The sequence below is a fragment of the Chrysiogenia bacterium genome (genome assembly GCA_020434085.1).
Lineage (GTDB): Bacteria > JAGRBM01 > JAGRBM01 > JAGRBM01 > JAGRBM01 > JAGRBM01.
The window spans coordinates 1-19234 of sequence record JAGRBM010000234.1 but is presented as its reverse complement, the minus strand read 5'-3'; the positions used below and the strand labels follow the sequence as shown (position 1 = coordinate 19234).

Annotated in this window: 25 protein-coding genes; 11 read left to right on the top strand and 14 right to left on the bottom strand. The window is 64.0% G+C overall.

Going from position 1 to position 19234, the window contains the following annotated elements; translation table 11 throughout:
• From KDH09_07790 to KDH09_07780, 3 genes are all read left to right on the top strand, one after another.
• Positions 1-187: 1-(5-phosphoribosyl)-5-((5-phosphoribosylamino)methylideneamino)imidazole-4-carboxamide isomerase (locus KDH09_07790; protein MCB0219578.1), on the top strand; the 187-nt coding region annotated here is incomplete at its 5' end.
• Positions 188-365: 178 nt separating this feature from the next.
• Positions 366-734 carry a response regulator gene (locus KDH09_07785; GenBank protein ID MCB0219577.1) on the top strand — a complete coding sequence of 123 codons (369 nt, stop codon included), beginning with the start codon at positions 366-368 and terminating at the stop codon, positions 732-734.
• Positions 735-785: 51 nt separating this feature from the next.
• Positions 786-1625 (top strand): chemotaxis protein CheX, encoded by an 840-nt coding sequence (locus KDH09_07780; protein ID MCB0219576.1) that lies wholly within the window; start codon positions 786-788, stop codon positions 1623-1625.
• 60 nt (positions 1626-1685) lie between these two features.
• Here the strand turns inward: KDH09_07780 and KDH09_07775 are convergent, their stop codons facing one another.
• From KDH09_07775 to KDH09_07760, 4 genes are read right to left on the bottom strand one after another with little or no spacing between them, the layout of a single operon-like run.
• Positions 1686-1970, bottom strand: coding sequence for a hypothetical protein (locus tag KDH09_07775; protein MCB0219575.1), 285 nt, complete (start codon positions 1968-1970; stop codon positions 1686-1688).
• A gap of 40 nt (positions 1971-2010) precedes the next feature.
• Positions 2011-2733 (bottom strand): hypothetical protein, encoded by a 723-nt coding sequence (locus KDH09_07770; protein ID MCB0219574.1) that lies wholly within the window; start codon positions 2731-2733, stop codon positions 2011-2013.
• Positions 2726-3112 carry a hypothetical protein gene (locus tag KDH09_07765; GenBank protein ID MCB0219573.1) on the bottom strand — a complete coding sequence of 129 codons (387 nt, stop codon included), beginning with the start codon at positions 3110-3112 and terminating at the stop codon, positions 2726-2728. Before KDH09_07765 ends, KDH09_07770 begins: the two co-directional genes overlap by 8 nt.
• On the bottom strand, positions 3112-3699 hold the full coding sequence (locus KDH09_07760) for a sigma-70 family RNA polymerase sigma factor (GenBank protein ID MCB0219572.1): 588 nt from the start codon (positions 3697-3699) through the stop codon (positions 3112-3114). The genes KDH09_07765 and KDH09_07760 overlap by 1 nt, the downstream gene beginning before the upstream one ends.
• Positions 3700-3884: 185 nt before the next feature.
• On the opposite strand from KDH09_07760, the gene KDH09_07755 reads away from it, so the two are divergent.
• Positions 3885-4088: a ribbon-helix-helix domain-containing protein gene (locus KDH09_07755; protein MCB0219571.1), complete on the top strand. Its 204-nt coding sequence runs from the start codon at positions 3885-3887 to the stop codon at positions 4086-4088.
• Here the strand turns inward: KDH09_07755 and rsmA are convergent.
• The 3 genes from rsmA to KDH09_07740 are packed head-to-tail and all read right to left on the bottom strand — an operon-like array spanning position 4085 to position 6666.
• Positions 4085-4903 carry a ribosomal RNA small subunit methyltransferase A gene (gene rsmA, locus KDH09_07750; GenBank protein MCB0219570.1) on the bottom strand — a complete coding sequence of 273 codons (819 nt, stop codon included), beginning with the start codon at positions 4901-4903 and terminating at the stop codon, positions 4085-4087. The genes KDH09_07755 and rsmA overlap by 4 nt on opposite strands.
• Positions 4900-5943 carry a tRNA (adenosine(37)-N6)-threonylcarbamoyltransferase complex transferase subunit TsaD gene (gene tsaD, locus KDH09_07745; GenBank protein ID MCB0219569.1) on the bottom strand — a complete coding sequence of 348 codons (1044 nt, stop codon included), beginning with the start codon at positions 5941-5943 and terminating at the stop codon, positions 4900-4902. The genes rsmA and tsaD overlap by 4 nt, the downstream gene beginning before the upstream one ends.
• A 3-nt stretch (positions 5944-5946) precedes the next feature.
• Positions 5947-6666: a tetratricopeptide repeat protein gene (locus KDH09_07740; GenBank protein ID MCB0219568.1), complete on the bottom strand. Its 720-nt coding sequence runs from the start codon at positions 6664-6666 to the stop codon at positions 5947-5949.
• 221 nt (positions 6667-6887) lie between these two features.
• Between KDH09_07740 and ffh the strand changes: the two genes are divergently transcribed.
• The 7 genes from ffh to KDH09_07705 all read left to right on the top strand — a co-directional run bounded on the left by ffh (position 6888) and on the right by KDH09_07705 (position 12830).
• A complete protein-coding gene (ffh, locus tag KDH09_07735; GenBank protein MCB0219567.1) occupies positions 6888-8234 on the top strand; it encodes a signal recognition particle protein in 1347 nt (448 codons plus the stop codon).
• A 114-nt stretch (positions 8235-8348) separates the two neighbouring features.
• Positions 8349-8627, top strand: coding sequence for a 30S ribosomal protein S16 (gene rpsP, locus KDH09_07730; protein ID MCB0219566.1), 279 nt, complete (start codon positions 8349-8351; stop codon positions 8625-8627).
• Between the two features lie 75 nt (positions 8628-8702).
• Positions 8703-8933: a KH domain-containing protein gene (locus KDH09_07725; GenBank protein MCB0219565.1), complete on the top strand. Its 231-nt coding sequence runs from the start codon at positions 8703-8705 to the stop codon at positions 8931-8933.
• A gap of 77 nt (positions 8934-9010) precedes the next feature.
• Positions 9011-9550: a 16S rRNA processing protein RimM gene (rimM, locus tag KDH09_07720; protein MCB0219564.1), complete on the top strand. Its 540-nt coding sequence runs from the start codon at positions 9011-9013 to the stop codon at positions 9548-9550.
• Positions 9547-10323, top strand: a complete 777-nt coding sequence (trmD, locus tag KDH09_07715; protein MCB0219563.1) for a tRNA (guanosine(37)-N1)-methyltransferase TrmD — start codon at positions 9547-9549, stop codon at positions 10321-10323. Before rimM ends, trmD begins: the two co-directional genes overlap by 4 nt.
• Before the next feature lie 152 nt (positions 10324-10475).
• The gene (gene rplS / locus KDH09_07710) at positions 10476-10826 is read left to right on the top strand and encodes a 50S ribosomal protein L19 (protein MCB0219562.1); all 351 of its coding nucleotides are present in this window, start codon (positions 10476-10478) and stop codon (positions 10824-10826) included.
• A 42-nt stretch (positions 10827-10868) separates the two neighbouring features.
• Entirely contained in the window at positions 10869-12830 is a 1962-nt protein-coding gene (locus KDH09_07705; protein ID MCB0219561.1) for an AAA family ATPase, read from the top strand.
• Between the two features lie 3 nt (positions 12831-12833).
• Here the strand turns inward: KDH09_07705 and KDH09_07700 are convergent, their stop codons facing one another.
• From KDH09_07700 to KDH09_07670, 7 genes are all read right to left on the bottom strand, one after another.
• Positions 12834-13730 (bottom strand): LOG family protein, encoded by an 897-nt coding sequence (locus KDH09_07700; GenBank protein MCB0219560.1) that lies wholly within the window; start codon positions 13728-13730, stop codon positions 12834-12836.
• A 101-nt stretch (positions 13731-13831) separates the two neighbouring features.
• A complete protein-coding gene (locus tag KDH09_07695) occupies positions 13832-14386 on the bottom strand; it encodes a peptide deformylase (GenBank protein ID MCB0219559.1) in 555 nt (184 codons plus the stop codon).
• Entirely contained in the window at positions 14386-15264 is an 879-nt protein-coding gene (locus tag KDH09_07690) for an alpha/beta hydrolase (protein MCB0219558.1), read from the bottom strand. Before KDH09_07690 ends, KDH09_07695 begins: the two co-directional genes overlap by 1 nt.
• A gap of 21 nt (positions 15265-15285) precedes the next feature.
• The gene (locus tag KDH09_07685) at positions 15286-16275 is read right to left on the bottom strand and encodes a BtrH N-terminal domain-containing protein (protein ID MCB0219557.1); all 990 of its coding nucleotides are present in this window, start codon (positions 16273-16275) and stop codon (positions 15286-15288) included.
• Between the two features lie 76 nt (positions 16276-16351).
• Positions 16352-17185, bottom strand: a complete 834-nt coding sequence (locus tag KDH09_07680; protein MCB0219556.1) for a YihY/virulence factor BrkB family protein — start codon at positions 17183-17185, stop codon at positions 16352-16354.
• 115 nt (positions 17186-17300) lie between these two features.
• Positions 17301-18095, bottom strand: a complete 795-nt coding sequence (locus KDH09_07675) for an alpha/beta hydrolase (protein MCB0219555.1) — start codon at positions 18093-18095, stop codon at positions 17301-17303.
• A 124-nt stretch (positions 18096-18219) separates the two neighbouring features.
• Positions 18220-18609: a VOC family protein gene (locus KDH09_07670; protein MCB0219554.1), complete on the bottom strand. Its 390-nt coding sequence runs from the start codon at positions 18607-18609 to the stop codon at positions 18220-18222.
• Between the last annotated feature and the right edge of the window lie 625 nt (positions 18610-19234).

The window sequence follows — 19234 nt, the reverse complement described above, 5'->3', positions numbered from 1 at the left end:
CATGGGCCGCGCCTGCAAGGACGCCGGGATCGGCGTGATCCTCTCGGGCGGTGTGTCCTCCCTCGAAGATGTCGAGCAGGCCCGCACGCTCGCCGATGACGGCGTAATCGGTGTCATCAGCGGCCGCGCGATTTACGAGGGCAAACTCGACGTGGCCAGCGCGGTGCGCTGCTTGCGCGGGCAATAGACGCATCGCGTTGCGAGCGCAGTGCGCCGCGAAATAGCGCCCAACCCGGCCATACTGATCCCCCTGTCACCTTTACAACCCCCCCGAAGTTAAGTAGCGTTACACGCACAGCTTGATACCAATTGGTCCCGGACACCGATTGCCGGAGTCCCTTGAGAGGCCGGAGGGGTTTTTCTTCATGGCAGAACAGAAGAAGGTTCTGTTGGTGGATGACTCGATCACGACGGCGAAGCAACTCGAACAAATCATCGGGGGCTTCCCTGGCTACGAGATCGTCGGCCACGCAAAGAACGGCGCAGAAGCCGTTAAACTCTATAAACAGCTCAAGCCCGACATCGTGTGCATGGACATCGTCATGCCGCTGATGGACGGGCTTCAGGCAACGCGCGCGATCCTGCAGTCCGACAAGGACGCCAAGGTCGTGATGATCAGCTCCCTTGGCGGGGTAGGTGACAAGGTGGTGGAGGCGCTCAAGGTGGGCGCCAAGAACGTCATCGCCAAACCATTCGAACCCGAGAAGATTCAGAGCACGCTCGAGGCGCTGTAAGCGTCCGGCACTCTACGCGCATCACAGGCAGGCCAGGGGGAATCACAGCACATGGGCGTTCAGTTTTTTGGCCAGTTCTTGCTGGAAGAGAAAGTCATCAAGCGCGAGCAGTTGCTCGACGCGATCGATTACCAGGAATCCCAGAATCTCAAGCTCGGTGACTACGCGGTGAAGAAAAACTTCATCAGCGCCGCCGACGCCGACCGCATCAATCAGCTCCAGCAGTCCAAGGACCTCCGCTTCGGCGAGGCAGCCGTGGAACTGGGCCTGCTGAGCAACGGTCAGGTCGACGAGCTCATCACCGCGCAGAAGAACGACCGCGTCTATCTGGGTGATGCCGTCGTGACCAAGGGCTACGCCACCCAGGAACAGATCGACAAGGCGCTCGAAGAGTTCAAGGAGCAGCAGGCGGGCTACCACCCCAACCAGGTAGAACTGCCTGCCGAGATTCCCGACAAGGAACTGGCGTCGACCTTCTTCGATCTCACCCACAAGCTGCTGCTCCGCATGGGCGGCGTTGAAAACAAACTCACCCCGGCGAAGCTTGTCTCCGGCAGCGTGAACATTCCCGGCGAGCGCGTGCAGATCAGCTTCTCGGGCAATTACAACACGCGCTACATCCTTGGTGTTCCGGAAATCGTCGCACGCAAGATGGCGAAGAAGCTCATCAATGCCGACGATCCTTCCGAGGAAGAACTCGTCGATATCGTGCGCGAGTTCGCCAACGTGGTTTGCGGCAACATCCTCGCCCGTCTGGCGCAGGGCGGAAAGAACGCCGACATCTCGCCGCCCGAGGATCCGCCGGCGGACGTGGCGCTCGACAATGAAAAGGCCGTCCAGATCGACATCGCCACACCGGACGGCGACGTGGTGACGGTGATTACCTTCTGATTGGCACTGAATTGAATACGCAAAGGGCGGCGCGAATGCGTCGCCCTTTTTCTTTGCGGGCTATTTCTTGAACAGGTCGTCCAGGGCGCTTTTCGCCTTGTCCTTGTCGGAGAGACCGCTGCCGGTCCCGGCAATGCCGGAGGGCTCGAAGTAGTCGCAGAAGTTGGCCGCTTCCTTGTCCACCACGCGGTCGGCCTGGGGCTCACGGCACTCGTTGTAGGCGCTTGTATCGTGGAAGGTACAGCAACGGCAGGCATGGAGATCCGCGCCGCATTTCTCGCAATGCTCGCGCCGCCCGATGGGAAGCGGTGGATCGATCTCGGCTCCGCAGACAGGGCACTTCATGGAAAGGACTCTAGCGTCCGTGCACCGCGGGGAACAAGCCTCAGTAATCGCCTCGATGCGGCGGAGGGGGTGGGGGCGGTGCTCCGGGTGCCGGCGGTGGCGGCGGGCGCCGGCCCTCCCGGTCGCGAGCGCGCGGGCGCTCCTCGCGGAACTTTTCGCGCAACTCCCGGCGTTCCTCGTCGGTGAGTTCCTCGCCGATCTTCTCGCGCACCTCGCGACGCTTCTGCGCCGAGAGTTCCAGCATCGAGCGGAAGGATTCCCAGTAGCGTTCCATGTAGCCGTCGAAGGCATCGGCGGCGGCGCGGCGCTGGTCTTCGGAAATGCGCTGCTCGTCGAGCCAGCCCGCGAATTCCTCGCGCACGTGGGGCGGCGGCGGAATCCCGCGGCGCCCTCCGGCAATCATCTCTTGCGCTTCCTCGGCCAGATCATCGACATCAGCATCGGGCGCAATGCCGCGCAGGGTGGAGAGAAACGCATCGGTTTCCTTCATCAGGTCGGCGCGAATCCGGCGGGTCGCGGTGCGCGCGCTCTGGCGGGTCTCTTGCACGGCGCTCTCGATGCGCTCACGTCGTTCGGGCTCGATGCCCGGCAGGAAGCGGGTGGGCTCCGCCTCGTCTTCGCGCGTCGGCGGCGGGCCGTGGCGGGCAGGGCGCTCCCAGCCCGCGCGCGGCAGCATCCACATGGTGCCGCCCACGCCGGTGGCGAGGCCCAGAACGAAGGTGCCCAGCAGCAGCAGGCCTGCCTGAATTTCCTTCTTATCCATCCTGCTGACTCCACAGGGAGCTGTCCCAATCACTCTCATAGGCCCAGGTGGCCCATGTATCGGCGCTATCATCGGCGGGGAAGAGCGGCGCCTGTTCCGCGCCGGTGCTCGTCACGGTTGTGCTCACGCTCGTTGAAGTGGTTGTCGTCTGCGCGCGACCGGCCAGGATGAGCGCGGCCGCTGCAACGGCGGCAAGCGCCGGAATCTCGAAACGCGCGGCGCGAAGGAGCTTGCTCCAGAAGTCACTCTCGCCCTCGCGCGCAGCAGCCAGCGCGCGCGCCGCCATGCCGGAGCGAAGCGGGGCGTCCGCTGTGGCGTCGCGCAGTGCGGCCAGATGCTCATCGAGCTTGCGGTCGAGTTCTTTGTCGCGCTCGTTCATCACTCTTCATTCTCCATCGCTTCGAGCTGCTCGCGCAACTTCTTGCGCGCTCTGGAGATCCGTACCTTGATTGCGCCCACGCGCTTGCCGACGATCTCGGAGATCTCTTCGAGGGACTTGCCCTCGATCTCCTTGAGCACCAGCAGCGCGCGGTCCTCGGGCTTGAGCGCGGCGAGCAGCTCCCAGGCCCTGCGGGCGCGCTGATCCTCGTCGAAGCGCTCGCCGGGGTCGGCCTCGTCGGAAGCGGTCTGCTCGTGCAGCGCGCTTTCCTGCTCCTCGGACAGGCTCGCAAGCGGGAGCTCGGGGCGGGCGCGCTTTCGTCGCAGGCGGTCGATGGCGTGATTGCGGGCGATGCGGTAGAGCCAGCTCTCCAGGCTCACCTCGCCCCTGAATTTTCCCATCCCCAACCAGGCCCGGGTGAAGACGGCCTGCGCGGCGTCCTCGACGTCCGCCCCGCGCGGGAGCATCCGCCTCAAAAAGGCAGCGATGCGTCCCTGATAGCGCTCCACCAGATCCGTGAAAGCCCGCTCCTCGCCTGCTTGCAGCCGATGGAGGAGTGTCTCGTCTTCATCAGCCGCCAGGGCCATCACTTGCACATCCCATCAGACGCACCGCCCGGGCCAAGGTTACACCCTCAAGGGGGCATCCGGCCCCCAGAGGGCGGATCGGGCCCGAAAAACCCCCGCGATTTCGGGGGATTGACGGACCATATATGGCAATGTATCCTAGCGCCATCGCCTTTCCTTCTCCCGTTCCACGACAGGTTATCACCATGGCGTCGAACAAGGTTTCTACGACGGTCTATCTCGAGCGCGCTCAGGACGAGCGTCTCAAGGCCCTATCCAAGCGTACACGTGTCCCTGTGGCGGAGTATATCCGTCAGGGCGTGGATCTGGTGCTCCAACGCTACCAGGACCAGATCCCCGGCCAGCAGGTCATGCTCCCGCTGGACGACCGCAACGAAAAAGCCGGCTAGCCCTGCGCCGCGATTGCGGCTGCCAGTTTCAGGAACTCCTGGGCCGAGAGCATCTCGGCCCGGATTTTTGGATCGATGCCCGCCTGCGCCAGCGCCCGGTCGATGACCTCGGCTGAGAGCGTGAGTTGCGGGGCTTCCATCAGAGAATTTCTCAGTTGCTTGCGGCGCCTGGCGAAGGCGGCCCGCACGACCTTCCTGGCCACGGCCAGCTCCGCCTCCTCGGCCATGGGGGCGATCTCAATTCCCACCACTGCAGAATCGACACGCGGCCTGGGCCGAAAGGCGCCCGGTCCGACCTTGAAGAGCAGCTTTGCTCCCCCGTGCAGCGCGATTGCCGCGCTGATCGAGCCGTAGGTCTTCGACCCCGGCCCGGCGGCGATGCGTTGGGCCATTTCCTTCTGGAGCATCACAGTGATCCCGCGCAGGTAAGCCGAGGCATCGAGGAAGGCGAAGATCGCCTGGCTGGAAACCGAGTAGGGAAGGTTGGCGACGACGCTGGCCTTCTCGCCGCTCGAGAGTCGCTTGCGGAGCTCCGCGCTCAGGTCCAGGTCGAGAATGTCGGAGCGGATGATCTCCAGATTGGACTCACCCGCAAATGTTTCCTGCAGCTCTTCGTAGAGGCGGAAATCCATCTCCACCGCGAGCACGCGGGCGCCGGCTTCGAGCAGGCCGCGGGTCAGAATGCCCTTGCCCGGACCCACTTCGAGCACAAGCTCGCCCGGGCTGAGCTTTGCGCTCTCGACGATGCGCCGCACGACGCTTTGATCGACCAGAAAGTTTTGTCCGAGCTTGCGAGAGGGATGGAAGTCGCTCATGCGGCTTTCTCAACCGCCTTGCCCACCGGCAGACGCGAAGTGGCAGGCAGCGTGAGCTCATCGCGCTCGCCCGCGCACAGGCGGCGCGCCCCCAGCGAGGCGATCATCGCGGCGTTGTCGGTGCAGTATTTGAGTGAGGGGAAGTAGGAGTGAATCCCGAACTCGCGCTCGAAGGCCTCGCACTCGGCGCGAAGGCGCGAGTTGGCCGCCACGCCGCCGATCACGGCGAGGTGATTGACCCCGTACTGCTCCATGGCACGGCGCGCCTTGAGAAGCAGCGCCCGCACGGCGGCCCACTGGAATCCGGCGGCAACGTCGGCGCGGGTCTGCTCATCGAGCGCTTCGAGCCCGCCGCGGTCCTGCACGGCAAGGCGCACGGCTGTCTTGAGCCCCGAGAACGAGAAATCCAGCGGCGACTTCTTCACCTGCGCGCGCGGGAAGGCGATTGCACGCTCGTCACCTTGCTTGGCGAGCTTGTCGATGGCCGGGCCGCCGGGATAGGGCAGGCCCAGCAGCTTGGCCGCCTTGTCGAAGGCTTCGCCCACGGCATCGTCGCGGGTGTTGCCGATGCGCAGGTAATCGCCCGGCGCGCGCACGTAGATGAGTGACGTATGACCGCCCGAGACAACCAGCCCCATAAACGGCGCGTCGGCGAGCTTCGGGTGCTCCAGAAAAATACTGTTGAGGTGTCCCTCGACGTGATTGACGCCGACAAAAGGAATCTTGCGCGCCCACGCGAGCGCCTTGGCGTAGTTGAGCCCCACCAGCAATGAACCAATAAGGCCCGGACCGTGGGTGACGGCAATGCCCTCAATGGTCTCGAGCGAATCGCCTGCCTGTTCAAGGGACTGGCGCACCATGGCGGCAAGGGTCTCGATGTGCTTGCGCGCGGCGAGTTCGGGAACGATGCCGCCGTAGGGCTCATGAATCGCGATCTGCGAATAGATGAGATTTGAGCGCACCTCGGTGGTGACGCCGTCGGATTCGACGACGGCGACGGAAGTTTCATCGCAGGAGGTTTCAATGCCCAGAACGCGCACGGTTTACTCCATCCCCTCGAGTTCCTTGCGGACCTGCTCGGCCTGCTCGGAATCGGGGTAATCACTCAGCAGTTTGCGAAAGAGAAAGGCCGCGTTCTCGTGCTTGCCCAGCAGGGCGAAGGACTGCGCCTCGCGCAACATGGCCTGCGGGGTTTCGGCGACGGGCGGGTCCATCTCGACGACCTTGTGAAAGGCGAGGATAGCCTCGTGATAGTTCTTTTCCTGGTAGTAGCTCTCGCCAACGAGCAGCGTGATCAGCGAGGCGGCGCCTTCGGGAAGCCGCGTGTGCTCCAGGCGCTGCAGCACCTCGCGGGCTTCGATGGCCTTTCCCTTTTCGAGCAGCGCGCGCGCCTGTTCCAGCTCGGAGGGTGGCTGGCCGGGCTGGCTCTTCAGCGACACGGGCGTCGCGCCGCCTGCGATTGTCTTGGCCTGTTTGCCCAGTGTCTTCTCGATCTCCGTCAGCCGGGCTAGGATTTCCTCGTTGCCGGCGCCTGCTGCAAGACCGGTGCGCAGCTCACCGACGGCGTTTTCGAGGTCGGCGAAGCGCTCTTCGATCCGCTGGCGACGTGTTTCGGCCTGGTCTTCGACCGTGGCCTGGCGGTTTTCGACTTCCTTGAGCCGGGCCTCGATCTGGGCCTTCTCTTCGGCCGTGATCACGGCGCAGCCGCTCTGGAGAGCGCCCAGAAAAAGGGTGGCGGCGAGGAAAACACTGAACAGTCGCATCGAATCAGTCCTTAAGCGGCCCCGGTGGCGGGCTCGCCGGCCGGGGCGGGCCATTTTGGCCTTGTGGGGACGAGTTCTGCAAGGCGACGCCGGTGCCGGCCAGCTTGACCCGGGGCGCCGAAGCCTCTAGAAATTCCACTCTATTCCGGGGTTTCATGGTGATTGAGGCCCCCTGGGCGGCGCACGGACGCGCGGCCCGGCAACCAGCAAGAAGAAGATCCGTGTTCGATTCGCTCTCAGATAAATTGACGGGCGCCCTGCGCAAGGTCACAGGCTACGCCAAGCTCTCGGAGAAAAACGTCTCCGATGCCCTGGCCGAAGTGCGCATGTCGCTGCTCGAAGCCGACGTCAACTTCCAGGTAGCCAAGGACTTCATCGCACACGTCAAGGAACGCGCGCTGGGTGAAGAGGTTCAGAAGAATCTCAATCCCTCGCAGATGTTCGTGAAGATCGTCCACGAGGAACTGGTCAAGCTCCTCGGGCAGGACGCCGCCCCGCTCAATCTGGCGGTGGCGCCGCCGATGGTCATCCTGATGGCCGGCCTCCAGGGCTCGGGCAAGACGACCAGCGCCGGCAAGCTGGCCATGCACCTGCGCGATCGCGAGAAGCGCAGCCCGCTGCTTGTCCCCGCCGACGTCTACCGTCCCGCTGCAATCGATCAGCTCCGCACCCTTGGCGAGCGCATGGAGATCCCCGTCGCCGACAGCGCGCCCGACCGCGACCCGGTGCAGATCTGCACGAACGCCATCGAGCGCGCCAAGCGCGAGGGACTCGACGTCGTCATCCTCGATACCGCCGGCCGCCTGCAGGTGGACGAAGAGCTCATGGCCGAGCTCGAGCGCATCGTCGAAGCGACGCAGCCCACCGAAGTCCTTTTCGTCGCCGATTCCATGACCGGTCAGGAAGCGGTGAACGTCTCCAAGGCCTTCGATGAGCGCCTCGCGCTCGACGGCATCATTCTGACCAAGCTCGACGGCGATGCCCGCGGCGGCGCGGCGCTCTCGATCAAGGCGGTCACCGGCAAGCCCATCAAGTTCGTGGGCGTCGGCGAAAAGGCCGCCGATCTCGAGCCCTTCTATCCCGACCGGATGGCCTCGCGCATCCTGGGCATGGGCGACGTCCTTTCGCTGATCGAGAAGGCCGAGCGTGAGTTCGACGAGAAGCAGGCCGAAAAGCTCGAAAAGAAGATGCGTCGCAACGAGTTCGACCTCGAGGACTTCCGCGACTCCATCGTGCAGATGAAGAAACTCGGCTCGGTCGAGAGCATTTTCAAGATGCTCCCGGGCGTGCCGCCGGCCCTCAAGAAGGCCCAGAATTTTGCCCAGGCAGAGCAGGAGCTCAAGCGTGTGGAGGCGATCATCAACTCGATGACCCCGCGCGAGCGCCAGGACCACAAGATCATCAACGGTTCGCGCCGCAAGCGCATTGCCGCCGGCTCTGGCACGAAGGTTCAGGATGTGAACCGCCTGCTCAAGAGCTATCTGGAAATGCGCAAGATGATGAAGAAAATGAACAAGTTCGGCATGCCCAACCTTGGGGCCATGATGGGCGGGAAAAACCCGTTTTGAGCCGATTTGAGCCCGCTGAGGCCCCGCCGCGGGTCCCTCTTGCAGGAAAAACCCCAATCATCTAGTATCGGGCGCCCTTCGAGAGGATCGAAGGCAATAGGGAAAGAAGAAAAGATGGCTGTTGTAATTCGACTCGCACGACATGGAACCCACAAGCGACCCTTTTACCGGGTCGTGGCCGCCGACAAGCAGTTTGCGCGTGATGGCCGTTTCCTGGAGGTCTTGGGCACCTTTAACCCCATGACCCGCAAGGATCAGGTCACGCTCAACTCCGAGCGCGTTGACTACTGGATGAGCGTTGGCGCCAAGCCCTCGCCCACCGTGCTCAAGCTCATTCGTGGCCAGAAGGCCGCTGCTCCCGCTGCTGAAGCAGGCGAGAGCGCCGAAGCCTGAGCCCCTCCGGCTTAGCGGAAGGTTCCGATGTCTGAATCCACTGAGTATGACGAGGTCGAGACCGGCGACGTCGACATGGAGGCGCTCATCGTCTTCATGGCCCGTCAGTTGGTCGATGATCCCGAGCAGGTTTCCGTCAAGGAAGTCGCCGGTGACGTGAGCTCGGTATTCGAGCTGAGCGTCGCTGAATCCGACCTCGGCAAGGTGATCGGCAAGAGCGGGCGCACCGCGCGCGCGATGCGCACGATTTTGAGCGCTGCTTCGGTGAAGTCCGGCAAGCGTGCCGTTCTCGAAATCCTCGAGTAGTCTGCAGTGAGAAATTCGCGCCCGTCCCGCTTTGTGGGGCGGGCGTTTTCTATTTTGGCGGGATAAACTGGAACGCGATGAGCAAAGCCGAAACAAAATGGGTGGCCGTCGGGGCCGTGGGCCGCGCGCACGGGGTGCGCGGCGAGGTCTATCTGCGTCTGACGCCTGGCACCGAGCTGGACGTGGAGCCGGATATGGTCGTGCGTCTTACGCGGGAGGGACCGCATGAAGTGCGCGAGACGACCGTGACGTCGACGCGTGGCAGTGCCGATTCGCCCATTGTGAGCTTTGCGGGAATCGAGGGGCGCGAGAGCGTTGCGGAGTGGACGCTGGCCAAGGTCGAAGTCCCGGCCGATACGCTGCCGGAACTCGAAGAAGACGAATTCTATTTCCACGAAGTCCTTGGCGCCCGGCTCCTCGGCAGGGACGGCAAAGAGCTGGGTACGGTAGGCGATGTCTGGGATGGCGGTGGACGTTTCTATCTCGTCTGCAAGACTGCGAAGGGGGAGGCCTATCTTCCCGTGAGCAACGAGACGCTGCTGGAGATCCGCGCCGACGCCCATGAGGTCATCATCGATCCCGCCGAGATGATCTATCCCGACGAGGTGGAAGCGTGAGCCTTCGCATCGATGTCCTCACGCTCTTTCCCGAGCTGGTTGCCCCCTACACCGAGACCTCCATTGTCGGGCGCGCCGCCGAGCGCGGGCTTGTGTCCTTCGGCATTCACAGCTTTCGCGACTACGCCCCGCCGCCCCACCACCACGTGGACGACACACCCTACGGCGGCGGCGGGGGAATGGTGCTCAAGCCCGACCCGGTGATCGCGTGCGTGCGGGGTCTCGAGGCTTACGACGAGAAGAGCCGCGTGATCGTGCTTGCCGCGCGCGGCCGCCCCTGGCGCGATGCCGATGCGCGCGAGATCGCCGATGCCGGCGGCCACGTGGTCATCCTGTGCGGGCGCTACGAAGGAATCGACCAGCGCATCGTCGACGTGCTGGGCGCCGAAGAGGTCTCAATCGGGGACTTCGTTGTCTCCGGCGGGGAAGTCGGCGCCTGCGCGGTGCTCGACTCCATCGTGCGTCTCATCCCCGAAGCGACCGGGGATGACTCGGCCCGCGAGAGCGATTCCTACGGTGATGGGCTGCTCGAATATCCCCACTACACGCGCCCGCCGGAATTTGAAGGCCATTCAGTTCCGCCCGAGCTGCTGACCGGCGATCATGCCAAAGTGGCCCGCTGGCGCAGGGATCGCTCGCTCGAACAGACGCTCAAGGTGCGCCCCGACCTGCTGCTGGCTGCCTGGGAGGCCGGCCGGCTCGACAAGGCCGATCTCAAGGCGCTGGCGGCCCTGGGCTGGAATCCGCCAGGGAAAAGCAGCGAAACCCCCTGAAATGGCGGGAAAAGGCCCTTCGGGCGCCTTGACAAGCCACCCCCCTGAGTTCAATATACGCGGCCTCGCCCGGGCAGGTGGTGCCGATGGCGAGCAAATCAGTGATTTCAACAGCTTAAGAAGCTGCTCTCGTTAAAGAAGAGGTGCGCGACATGGACCCGCGAATTCAGAACCTGGAAGCCGAACAGATCAAGAGCGACATCCCCGAGTTTGAACCCGGTGATACGGTTTCGGTTCACGTGCGTGTCCGTGAAGGCAACAAGGAGCGCATCCAGATTTTTACCGGCGTTTGCATCGCCCGGAAAAATGCGGGTCTGCGTTCCTCTTTCACCGTTCGTAAGGTAGCCTCCGGCGTAGGGGTGGAAAGAGTATTTCCGATCAACGCGCCGGTCGTCGACAAGATCGAGGTCAAGGCGCGCGGACGTGTACGCCGGGCCAAGCTCTACTACCTGCGCGACCGCAGCGGTAAGTCTGCACGCATCAAAGAACGGCCCCGGCGCTAATTCAGCCGCCCGCCAGGGCGGTAGGCCGGAGGGACCATCCCAGTGCAAATCATCGAGTTGGTGCTGCAGGGGGTGGGCCGGTTCGCCGCATCCCAGAAGATTGCATTCAAGCCAGGCCTCAACGTCATTTTCGGTCCGAACGGAAGCGGCAAGAGCACAGTTGCGCGCTGCGTCCACTCGTTGCTCTATCCAGCCAGCGCGCCCGATGGCGCAAACCTCATCGCCTGGGAAAGCCCCCAGCTCTCGCGCGCAGCACTGACCTTCAAGGGAAGCGACGGCGCGGTCTACCGCACCATCCGCGATTTCGTGACCGGTGGCTGCACGCTGGCGCGTGCCAATCCCGAAACCAAGAAATACGAATCGGTAGAGACCGGCGAGGCCGCCGTGGAAGCGCGACTGCGTGAGCTCGGCGCTCCGAGTCCCCAGCTCTTCGCGTCGCTGTTCCTGCTGCATGAGGAAGCGCTGCCCACGGGCGGCGGCGGTTTTGGTGCATCCAGTGCCTTCGACGTCGAGGGTGGGCTGGCAAGCGGTCCGTCCGGTGGTGGCGACGAAGGCTCGTTCTTCCAGGGCAACGTGCACGTCGAGGCCCACGAAATGACCGCCGATGACAAGCGCGCGCGCATCGAGTTGCTCAAGAATGAAATCGACAACGCCAGCAAGCTCGAAGAAATGCAGTTCGAACTCGACGGCGTGGAGTCCAAGAAGTTCGAATACGAGGACAAGCTCCGTGCGATCCATCAGATGGAGGGGCGCATCCGCGAGGGGCGCGAAAAACTCGCGCAGTTCTCCGACGTGCTGAACATCGATGCAGAGCTCGAACAACGCCTCGTTCGTTTCGAGAAGACCCAGGAATCCCATGCGCAGGACATGGCCCAGCGCGAGCAGCAGAAAATCGACATGGGCCGCGACCTGGAGTTTGACCAGAACTCGCTCGAACCCTTCTTCAAGAATCCGATCGTCCTGGGCGGCGTGGGACTCACGGTGCTCTCGATCATCCTGGGCATCGTGGGCAGCGCGGCGGACATTAACATCCTGCGCAAGCTGATCCTCCTGCTGCCGGTCGGCATGGGCGTGGCGGGCTTCGGCTACTACCTGTGGTTCGAGCGCTCCAAGAAGGTCAAAGCGGCCGAGGAGAAATTTCAGGAACTGGTCACCAGCATCGATGAAGCCCATCGGCGTTTCGATGTGGATAGCGCCATGGTGAAGGGGCTCCTTCAGAAAATGGGCGTCGATGACGTCAAGGAAATCCTCGAGCGCATCCGCGGCGCGAAGAAATACAAGCAGGGCGTTGCCGAGCTGGAGAGCCAGCTCGAAGCCCAGCGCAACCAGCCCGAGGTGAAGCAGGCCATTGAAGAGATGAGCGGCCTCGAAAAGCGCATCGAGGAACTGCAGGACCAGATCGCCCAGTTCGGCGGGATGGGCATGGACTCAACCCAGATCAAGATCGAGATCGACCGACTGGAGGCCGAGCTTGCAGGCGGCGGGGTGACGAACCCGGGACTCAGCTCACCGGGCCTGAGTTCCCCCGGCCTCGGCGCGCCGGCGGCCGCGGGCGAGGGCAGCGGCGGAGGCGTGGGCGCGCTGCTCAGCGCCGCGGCCGAAGTGCGCGGGCAGGACCCGGGTGACTTCAGTTTGGAGGAGCACGATCGTCTGCTCTCGCGCATCGGTGCCTTTACCGGCAGCCGCCACCCCTCGGGTGAGCTTTATGATGGCGAGCTCAAACTGGCGGCCGGCAACGGGCAGCTCGTCGAGTGGGAGAAGCTCTCAAACTCTACGAAAGAAGCGGCCTACCTGGCCGTGGCACTCGGAACGGCGGAGACCCTCCAGAGCAAGTTCCCGCTGGTGTGGGACGACATCGCCGCGCGCTTCGATGAAGAGCGCATCGGCTCGATCGCCGGCGCGGTGAAGTCGCTGGTAGCCGCCTCGCTGGGGCAGGCCATCTGGATGACCAGCCGCAAGGAACTGGCCGCGCTGGCCGACCACATGGTGCGACTGCCCAAATAGTGCCTAGCCCTCGTTGATTGCATCCACAATATCGTAGAGGTCCGAGTAGGAGCGGAAGTTGAACTGCGTCGTGTGCAGCGCATTCTTGCCGGCATCCCATTCAAACTCGGCGACGTCGGCGAAGCGCTTCTGGAGTGCCTTCACCTCGTCCTTGCCCAGCGATTCACGAAGCTGGAGCTCGATGCGCTGGTTGATCTTGTCGTAGAAGACCTGGCGCAGGCGCCGGTAGAAGCGCTGCAGCTCGGCGACGGCCTCGTCGGCGGTCTCGACATAGACGGGAATGTTGCAGTCCGGCGGGGAAATGGTGCCGCGCTCCGCCATGTGCTGGAGGTCCGCCTTCACGCTCTTCCAGACCGCTTCATCACCCACCGCGACGATGGGCACGATCTCCATCTTGCCGGTCTGGATCAGGCAGAAGATCTCCCAGAACTCATCGCGTGTGCCGCCGCCGCCGTCGAAATAGAAATACCCGCGTGAATAGGCGCACAGAAAGAACTTCCGGATAAAAAAGTAGTGAAAGTCTAGCTGCGTGCCCAGGTAGACGTTCTTCGATTCCTCGAAAGGCAGGGTGATGGCGCAGCCGATGGAGTAGTCCTCGACCGCCAGGCCGCGCTTGCGCGCCTCTTCATAGGCGCCGCGGTTGGCCGCCATCATGACGCCGGAGGCGCCGCCGGTGATGACGCCGTATCCCGCTTCAACCGAGCGTTTTCCGAATTCCTCGGCCAGTTGCCAGCCGGGGCTTTCCTCATCGAGACGCGCCGATCCGAACACCGTGACCATCGGATGGTCCTTGAGGCGCTCGATTGCTTCCATGGCGCGCATGTATTCGGCCAGCAGGCGCACGCTGCGCGCGGCGCCGGATTTTCCGAACTCGATGTAGTCTTTCATGTGTTGGCGCATGATTTCGCTCCCGCGCGCATCGCGTTGCGCGCCTTTTGTAGGTCAATGCAGTGAGAAACTCTGAAACAGTATAGACGTCCTGCGCGCACTTGCACGGCAGGTTATTCGGGCGGGGTCTCGCGGGAAGCAGCCAGGTGGTACTGCTCGAACTCGCGGAGCTGGGTCAGGGTGCGGGTGTCGTCCACGCGGTCGATGTAGAGGATGCCGTCCAGGTGATCGCACTCGTGCTGGATGGCGCGGGCGAAGAAGCCCTCGGCGATGAACTCGCAGGGGTTGCCCTCGCGGTCGAGGTGGCGCACTCGAATCTTGAGCGGGCGCGAGACGATGCCGCGCAGGTTGTCCACCGAGAGGCAGCCCTCCCAGCCTGGTTCGCGCACGTCGGTGAGCGGCTCGATCTCCGGGTTGATGAAAACCGTAAGCGGGATTTGCGGCGCGTCGGGATAGCGGCGGTTATGCCCCACTTCAACCAGCACGATGCGCTTTGAGACCGAGACTTGCGGCGCCGCGATGCCCGCGCCGCTCGCCTCGCGCATGGTCTCGATCATGTCGTCGATGAGCTGCCGGGTCTCGGGCGCGGCGATCTCGGCTGGCGTAACCTCGGCGGCGCGCTGGCGAAGGATGGGGTTGCCCAGCTTGGTGATCTCGCGAACGGCCATCAGTCACTCTTGCCCGTCAGAAAGGGAACGATTTCCGCGAGCAGCTCTTTGGGGCGCTCGTGGTGGATCATGTGGCCGCAGTCGGGAATTTCGACGACGCGACCATGCCTGTAGGCCTCTACGCGCTCCCGCCAGTCGGGGATGATCTGCTGGAAGCGACTGTCGGCGCCCACGACGATGAGCGTTGGGCAATCGATGCGCTTCCAGAATTCCTTGGCCTGTTCGACGTAGAAGGGCTGCGGGTTGCGGGTCTTGTGCAGCGGGTCGAAGCGCCAGCGGTACTTGCCGTCGTCACCCCTTGCGGTGCCGTGTCTTGCCAGGTGCAGTCCGAACTCCCTGGAGAGGCGCGGGTTGGACTTGCAGAGTTTGTCGGCCGCTTCTTCAAGGGTCTCGTAGGGGCGCGGCTCTTTCTTGAGCTGGCGGCTCAGTCCGCGGATCCACTCGCCAAAGCGCGCGGGTGCTGCCGCGGGCTCCATTTTCTGCGGGCCGAAGCCCTCCATGTTGACGTAGCGCGCGACCTTCTCGGGAAAGGTCCCGGCATAGAGAGAGCTCACCATGCCGCCCATGGAGTGCCCGACCAGATGGATCGGCCCGCCGCCAAGAACATCTTCCACCATGCGACTGACGTCATAGACGTAGTTGGGAAAGTGGTAGTAGCCGCCAGCGCCGGGATAGTCGGAGAGCCCGTGGCCGCGAAAGTCGAGGGCCAGCACGTGGAAGTGCTCGGCCAGCGCGGGCGCGACCTGGTCCCAGGAGCGCGCAATGTCCATCCATCCGTGCAGCAACAGGAGCGGCGGGTTCTTCGGATCGCCCCACTCGACGTAGTGGAGCTTCAGCCCGCGAACAACGGTGAAATACTTGTCGGTTGAATCACTCAAGTGCTTTGTTCCAGTCGCTTTCTAGGATGCGAAATGTTTTGCGGCCGATTCGAAGAAGGCGCGCTCTTCGCCGGCCAGCTCGCGCATCCGCTCGGCGGCCTCGCTGAAGTCGCCGGGCTCCTCGCGCTCGCTGAGGCGTTTGCACTCTTCGCCCAGCGCGGTCCAGTCGGCGGCGATTTTCGCCATCAGTTCGTCGAGCCGCGCATCGGCAATTGCCGGGACAAGCTCGCGGGATTCGGCCAGGAACTCGGCATACATTTTCCGGAAGCCGCCGCCACCGGTGCCGCGGCGCTCGATGATCTGATAGGCAAAGCGCGCGGCCCACTGCCAGTCTTCGGCCTCGCCCCATTTGCCGAGGCGTTCGCCGGCCATGTCCATGCCGCCGCAGCCGAAGTTGCCCTTGGCGCTCAGCATCTTTGTTGCCTGATCGGCGATGGCCTCGGGGATGGCGCGCTCGAGCGGGCGCAGGGATTTCTCAAAGGCGAAGGTGTACCAGGGGCTGTCACCCGCAAGGGAGGGCGGGTACTTCGAGCTGCGCGCCTTGGCCAAAGTGTCGAGAGGTTCGTGCTGGATCTCGTCGAACTCGGTGTCGGAGATGATCGCGCCCTTTTCGTCGTGCCCCACGAGCAGGGTCTTGTGCCCGTTGAAGTGGGTGCGCGAGCCGAAGTAGTGCAGCTCGTAGATGTCGGAGTTGAGCATGACCGGCAGGCCCGCTTCGAGCGCATTGCGCGCGCCTTCCCAGGCGGCGTGCTGGTCCTTCTCGCGGTGGACCTCCAGTTTCACGCCTGCGTGGCGGCAGAAGTCCTGTTCGAGTGTGTTGTTGCGCGGGAAGAACACCCGGCCCGGCGACATGGCGGAGTTCTCCATGTAGATGAATCCGAGTGAGGCGCCCAGGCCGATCACCATGGGTTCTGAAAGCGGGTGGCCCGCATAGCGGCACAGGTTCGCCAATGAACCCGAGCCGCAGTGGCGGCCGCGCGCGTGCTGGTAATTGGGCAAGACAAAACTCATGGGGTGCTCCCTGCTCCGGCGGAGGGGGAGGATAGCGCCCAACGACCAGGGTTGCACCCGCGGTAATGAACGGGCCTCAAACCTCGGGGGGCGGGCGATTGCCGGTGAGCTCGGCCTCGGCGCTTTCTTCTGCCGCATGGCTGGCCGCAACGTGGGCGCGGGCGCGTGCCTCGAAGTGGCCGCCCACCAGGACGCAGATGCTGGTGAGGTAGATCCACACCATCAGCAGGATCGTCGTTCCCACCGAGCCGTAGAAAACGTGATAGTCGATCAGCCCGGCGGCCGCCTTGCGCAGCACGATGCTGCTGCCCGTCCAGGCAAGGCCCGCCACGAGCGGTCCCGGCGCGGCAAGGCGCCACTCCTGCTTTCCGGCCGGTGCGAGCGCATAGAGCAGGGAGACCGCGCCCATGAAGATACCCACCAACAGCGCCCACTTGAGCAGGACCCAGGCGAAGTCCACCCACGCGTAGTCGAGGTGGCCCAGGTAGTTGCGCAGAATGCCGGTCCAGAGCGCCACGCTGATGACAAAGCCGCCGATGAGCGACATGGCCAGGACCTGCTGGAGAAGCTGCATCCACATTGACCGGGTCTCGGGCTCCCCGGCAGCGCGGTTCAAAATGCGGCCCACCGCGCGCACCGCGCGCAGGGTGGCACCCAGCGAGAGGGCCAGCGAGGCGCCCACCAGCGTGCCGCCGGGCTGGCTCACGATGTGCTGGACGTTGCCGACCACCAGCGGGATGACGTCCTCGGGCAGGATGGTGGCGAAGAGGTTGAAGAGCGCCTCGTCGACGGCGCCGATTTCGAGCTGGGCGACGATGCTCAGCAGCGCCAGGAGCGCCGGGTAGAGGGCGAAGGTGAAATAGAAGGAGAGCTGCGCGGCATCGGCCAGCAGCTCTTCCTGGTGGGCCACCCGGAAGAATTCTTTCCAGAATGCCCACTTCCCAAGCGGCTGGAACCGATGGCGCGCTTTTTCCCGTCCGAACACGGGCTTAATTGTAGCTTGGCGGCGCGCCCATGGGCGAGCGTTATTCTTCGAGGGCGGCCTCGAAGGCGCAGATGTCTTCGACCAGCGCTCCGGGGGCCTCGATGGGAATCATGTGCCCGGCCTCGGGATAGCTCTTGCGCGAGGCCGACTTGGCCAATGCGGCAATCTGCTCGGGTGCGGCCTCGGGGATGAGCTGGTCCTTCCCGCCGGTCACGAGGAGCATCGGGCAGCGGATCTTCGCGATCTTTTCGGAATCTCCGGCCTCGCTCCACTGGGCGAAGGTCTCGCTGAGATAGGCATCCGAGGTCTGCTCGAAATCGTCGAGCAGCAAGTCGGCATCGTCCTCATCCACCTCGCCGGCGAACAGGAAGGGCAGGATCTCCTCAACGTGGTCACGGTCGGCGGCAAGCTCCTTTGCCAGCTCGCCGGCCTCGCCCTCCGGCGCCATGCCGCCCAGCGGCATCGGTGCCACCAGCACGAGACCGCCCACCTTGCGCTTGTAGACCGCGGCCGCACGCTGGGCGAGCAGCGCGCCCATGCCGTGCCCGACCAGGATCCACTTCTTATCGAAAGCGCTCTCCTGGCTCATCAGGCTTACGAGGTCGTCGGCGAAGCGATCGAGGTCGTGGCCGCCGGCTTCGGGATGGTGGGAGAGTCCCGTGCCGCGAAGATCGGGCATCATCACCGTGAAGCGATCGTGGGGCAGGGCGTCCATCACGTCCTGCCAGTACATGCCCGAGAACAGCCAGTCCGGAATGAGCAGCACCGGCCGGGGCCCGCTGCCCACCTTGGGATACGCAATCGATCCGCCATCGCCCGTGATTACTGCCGGCATGAAACGCCTCCTTACAAGACAGGCCGGAGACTAACCGCGTGCGAAGGGGCTCGCAAGGCAGCGTGCCCCCACCCGGAGGATTACCGGGCGGGGGCACACTTGCCACAGGCGCATTGGATCGCAATCAGCTCGCGAACCCCTTGTGAATCGCTTCGAGCTTGTGCCCATGCGGGTCACGCACGAAGGCGGTATAGACATCCGGCAGGGGATAGCCGGGGCGCGGCCCGGGCGCGCCTTCGCAGGTGCCGCCGTTTTCGGTGGCGAACTTGTGGAAGGCATCGACTGCCGCGGGCGACTCCGCGACAAAGCAGATGTGCGTGCCGTTGCCCGCGCTATGCTCCTGTCCGTCGAAGGGTTTGATGAGAACGAACTGCACGGCCTCGTTGCCGTAGGCAGCCAGCGTCTCCATCGTGGCCAGGCGCTTGCACCCGAGGGTTTCGAACAGGCCGTCGTAGAACTTGCAGGCTTCCTCGATGTCGGGAACGCCAAGGCTGAGGTGATCGATGATGTTCATGGGGGACTCCTTGGGGGAAGATTTGCAACTCGCCCCCAAGGATGCGGACCTGCCCACGCGGGATTCAGAAATTTGCCGCGTTGCCGAAGCGCCGCGGTGCGCGAGGTTGCGGGCGCGTGCGGGATTCCTCACCCTTCCTAGATCGCGGCCCGTGTTTACATTTTCCAAAAATTTTTTCTTCCGCGTCTCCTTTCGCGCGCAAAGAGATCGTTCCGGCGCAGGGGGTGTGCCGGCGGGCTCTTCCTCTCCTCACCTCTCCCTTTCAGGGAGAGGTCGAGCGAAGCGAGGGTGAGGGTGGAATGCACCTTGCCGGTACGAACCTCTCACCCTCACCCGCCCTCCGGGCACCCTCTCCATGAAAGGGAGAGGGGCGAGGGGAGGCGAAGCCTCTCGGAGACGCGCGGGCGGTTGCACCAACGGACCGCGTCTCCGCTCTGTCACTATTTCAGTATGGGGACGCGCTGCGCGCGATCAAGTCACATGACCCACGATGGACCGAGATGACCCGAAATGACCCGAGATGGACCGCACTTTTTCGGGCCGGCGCGGCGTCTCATTTTGGGCAATTGCGGCGGGTGGGCGTTCGGGGCATCATTGCCGGGGACGGTAACCCAGCGGCTACTCT